Origin of the sequence: Blautia sp. aa_0143 (assembly GCF_004167315.1) — a bacterium.
GTDB lineage: Bacteria > Bacillota > Clostridia > Lachnospirales > Lachnospiraceae > Blautia_A > Blautia_A fusiformis.
This window is the reverse complement of record NZ_RCXU01000062.1, coordinates 1-4,107: the sequence shown is the minus strand read 5'-3', so window position 1 is coordinate 4,107 and position 4,107 is coordinate 1. Positions and strand designations below refer to the sequence as shown.

General features: G+C 41.1%; 3 protein-coding genes and 1 pseudogene. 1 reads left to right on the top strand and 3 read right to left on the bottom strand.

What is annotated here, in order from left to right:
- Window positions 1-678 (top strand): annotated as a pseudogene (locus tag EAI83_RS16865) (hypothetical protein); the annotation flags it as partial.
- A gap of 3 nt (window positions 679-681) precedes the next feature.
- Here the strand turns inward: EAI83_RS16865 and EAI83_RS16860 are convergent.
- The 3 genes from EAI83_RS16860 to EAI83_RS16850 form a co-directional block, all read right to left on the bottom strand.
- Window positions 682-2,496, bottom strand: a complete 1,815-nt coding sequence (locus EAI83_RS16860) for an ABC transporter permease (RefSeq protein WP_029732304.1) — start codon at window positions 2,494-2,496, stop codon at window positions 682-684.
- Between the two features lie 14 nt (window positions 2,497-2,510).
- Window positions 2,511-3,176 carry an ABC transporter ATP-binding protein gene (locus EAI83_RS16855; RefSeq protein WP_129976275.1) on the bottom strand — a complete coding sequence of 222 codons (666 nt, stop codon included), beginning with the start codon at window positions 3,174-3,176 and terminating at the stop codon, window positions 2,511-2,513.
- A 151-nt stretch (window positions 3,177-3,327) separates the two neighbouring features.
- Window positions 3,328-4,107: sensor histidine kinase (locus EAI83_RS16850; RefSeq protein ID WP_129976272.1), on the bottom strand; the 780-nt coding region annotated here is incomplete at its 5' end.

The window sequence follows — 4,107 nt, the reverse complement described above, 5'->3', positions numbered from 1 at the left end:
TGGAACAGCTATCTGCTTGCCAGAGAACCCCGTGACCGTAACGCTGCCTGTGACCGCTTCATGGATAAAATGAGCAGCCTGACCGGGGTATTCCATAACGAAGCCATGAGCTTTGACAGGGAGACAGGAAAACCGAAACATTTTCAAGCTGGCAGCCTTTATTTCAAAGGCGCACCGTCAGAAGATACCCGGCTTGACCTCTGGTTTCCGGACAACCGGCGCACAGAAGAATGTGTGTCTGCCTATGCGTCCCTCTACCCGTTGATTACCTATTATCTGAACCGGCTGAATGACTGGGGGCTTTGCTTCCGGCAGTGCAAGGTCTGTGGGAAATATTTTCTGGCAAAGAGCCAGCGGTATGAACTGTGCAGCGACAAGTGCCGAAAAGCACAGGCGCTTCAAAACAAGCGGGAATTTGACGAAAGGGCAAGAGAAAATAACTATGACCTGCTTTATAAAAATGAATGCCAGAACTGGCGCAACAAAATAAACCGGGTAAAAAATACCGCAGGCTTTCCGGCTGACCGTCTGGAAAAAATACAGGCTGCCTTTTCCGACTTTAAGAAAGAAGCCTTGCAGAGAAAAAAGGCTGTAAAAATAGGAACAGCCAGCCCGAAAGAATTTACGGACTGGCTGTATCAGCAGAGTAATGTAATTGTGGAGCTGACGGATTATTAAAACTTAGCCTATCGTTCTAATGCGCTCTATAATTGAGTGCTGTTGCAAAGATTTCTTTTGATATACTGATACTACATGATAGACCATCACAACCGCAGCAAAGTATAAAAGCACAAAAAGAACTGGGAAGTGATATTCAAAGTATGAAAGTCCGGGAATTTTTGATATTTGGGTACAAAGCAGCAATCCGATTGGTATGCCTAAAATGCAGCTTCCTATAAAACTTCCAACCAGATAGATGAAACTTTCCGACTGCTGTACTTTTCGCAACTGCAATTTTGTCATACCTGTAGCTTCCAGTAGTGCATAGTCGTGTCTTCTGGCAATGGCATTTGTAATGCTGGTATTCAGCATATTTATAAATGAAAACAGACTAATAAGCACCACCAAAACTGTAATGATGACTTTCGCATTATGGAAGTAATCTTCCAATGCCATAACATCATCAGCCAAAACAGACACATCAACTCTGTCGTCATCTATAAAAATTTCTTTGATTATCTCTGTTGCTACGTCTTTTCCGTTATCATCCAAACAAATATACCATGCAAGCGTACAATTCATTTCTGACAGTGATTTCATATTTTCACCACTTGTATAAATAACAAGCCCAGTATCGCTGTTTTCTACAAATCCGCTTACAACTAACTCCACTTCTTTTTGACCATATCCTGTATCTATGATATACGGCAGATAATCTCCAACTTGAAGCTGCATATTCAGTTTCTGATAATAAGGAGACTGTCTATTGATAGCAACAGGAATTGCTCCATTCTGTAATTCATGACTTGGTTGCATACCCTCAACAATTTCATTTTTAAATGTTTCTGGATTTACAGCATTTTCAATGGACAGTTCAAATTTTTCCCCCTCTGAATTTGTCAGAATGCCGTCCAGCATATACAATTCATAAACATCTTTTACACCTGAAATGTTATACAATTTTTGCTTTTTTTCTTCTGTAAATGGTGTAGATTTCATTAAATCATAGGTGGATTCTTCATCAGCCGTTGAATTTAGTAGTACAAATACATCACTATTTCCCTGGTAAGGTTGTGACGCAAGTCTTTCGGGATTTATCGCATTCAATATTGAAAAAACACCGAACATTAAAATCCCACTCATAATGAGAGATAAAAATGTATAGGCAGCTTTCTTTCTATTGGCTCTACAATACATCCACCCGATTCTTATAGGCGTAAGTTTACGCTTTGCCCCAACACTTCTAAAATAGTTTGTTGCCTGTGTATGTTGTGCTTCTATTGGTGATGTAGATGCAGCCATTTTCGCTGGTGCTTGAAAAGCCAAAGCTGTGATAATCCAAATAAATATGCCGGAGATTACCGCACATACAATGCTTGGTATCCAGTAAAAATGAAGTGGTAAAACTATGTTTACCAGAAAACCGATGACTGTTCCCAACACAATGCAAGGTTTTGCTATTTTGTCACGTTCTTTCTTGACCACTGATTTAATTTGCTGGTATGTTGCGCCGATTGCCCGTAATTGTGCAAATTCATGTACTCGTTGCAGTACAGATACATAAAGAATATTTTTGACAGCCAGCCCTGCCGTACAAAGAAGTACAATAACAATTCCTAAAACAGTTCCTACTGCTTCAGTTGTATTATTTACATGGGCGATCTGCTGCGTACTAAGCGTTGCATTGCACAAAAGAATACCAGAAAAGCTCAACAGAAATGCCGCAATCAAGATGATAACTCTGATTAGAAATGTCCTATTCTTTTCAGAGAATACACTCTTTTCAGCAATCCTTTTCTCTATTCTCTCTGTATCATTTTCAAAAGGATAATTCATAATTCCCACCTCCTTTAACCTACAATTTTGCCATCCTCAATCCGCACAATGCGGTCTGCGAGCTGGGCAATCTCGTTATTGTGAGTAATCATTACAATGGTCTGATTAAATTCTCCGCTGGTACGTTTCAAAAGCCCTAACACATCTGCACCGGTCTTGCTGTCGAGATTTCCAGTCGGTTCGTCAGCAAGGACAATCGCCGGCTTTGTAATTAAAGCTCGTGCAATCGCTACACGCTGCTGTTGACCGCCTGAAAGATTGTTTGGCATATTTTCCAGCTTATCTTCTAAAGCCAGCATATACACAACTTCGTCCATAAATTTCTTATCTACGGTATCACCATCCAATTCCACAGGCAGGGCGATGTTTTCATATACATTCAAAATCGGAACCAGATTGTAGTTTTGGAAAATAAACCCTATGTTACGACGGCGGAAAATTGTCAATTCATCATCATTCTTTTTCGCAAGTTCTTCCCCCCGTACAATCACGCTGCCGGAAGTGGGGGTATCAAGTCCTCCCATCATGTGGAGTAACGTAGACTTGCCGCTGCCGGAAGTTCCAACTACGGCAACAAATTCTCCCTGTTCCACAGTAAAATTTACACCATCAAGGGCACGAGTGATGTTTGGTTCTGTGCCGTAATACTTCTTTAAGTCGATTGTTTGTAAAATGCTCATATTCAAATGCTCCTTTCAAGGCTTTCTACCTGTTGATGAAGTCATTGTAAACCACAAATGTTACACAAATGTCCGAGGTAGGAAAAATTTTTATCGAAAATCGAGATGAAATGTTACAACGCTCGGACATTTCAAAAAAAGTGGCTGTATCTTACCTTACAGGAAGCATAATAGAAAATTCTGAGCCTTGCCCCAGCTCTGAAACGACCTTGATATAGCCCCCTTGCCTTGTTACAATCTCACGAGCCAAATACAAACCTATTCCCACACCCTGTTGATCGTGTACTTCTTCCTCACGATAGAAGCGCCGAAAGATGGCAGCCTGATTGCTTTCTGAAATGCCCCTGCCGGTGTCGGTCACTTTGACCTCTACGTACATTTCCCACTGAACCACTGATACAGAAATCTTTCCACCTGACGGAGTGTATTTTACTGCATTGTCCAGCAGATTGAAAAGGGCTTCGCTTGTCCACTTGCTGTCATGGGAGATTATCAAATTTTCCGGGCAATCCACGGATACAGCAATTTCTTTTTTCTCTGCGGCATATACAATACTGCTCATAGCTTGTGCAAGCGTATGGAATAAGCTGCTGTCTTTCTTTTCTAATCGTATTGCTCCGGTTTCTAACCGGGATGTTTTAACCAGTGCTTGGAACAGAAAATCCAGTTTATCAGTCTGACTGCGTATGCCTTGCAAAAAGTCCATCCGTTCTTCTTCTGAAACAGGCTTTGTTAAAAGTGTGTCCGTTACCATTTGCAAATTGCTGACAGGCGTTTTGACTTGATGCGAAATATCAGAAATCAGCATTTGAAGCTCCTGTCGTTCCATGTCTACCTTGTGCCGATTTTCCTGCATAATCTCATACAACCGGATTAAGCGGTGGTTGATACGGGCAAAAAGAGTTTCACTATCATTTGACTTTTGTAATTC

Coding starts and splice junctions, on each gene's coding strand:
- EAI83_RS16860 (WP_029732304.1), bottom strand. CDS start 2,496: ATGAATTATCCTTTTGAAAATGATACAGAGAGAATAGAGAAAAGGATT.
- EAI83_RS16855 (WP_129976275.1), bottom strand. CDS start 3,176: ATGAGCATTTTACAAACAATCGACTTAAAGAAGTATTACGGCACAGAA.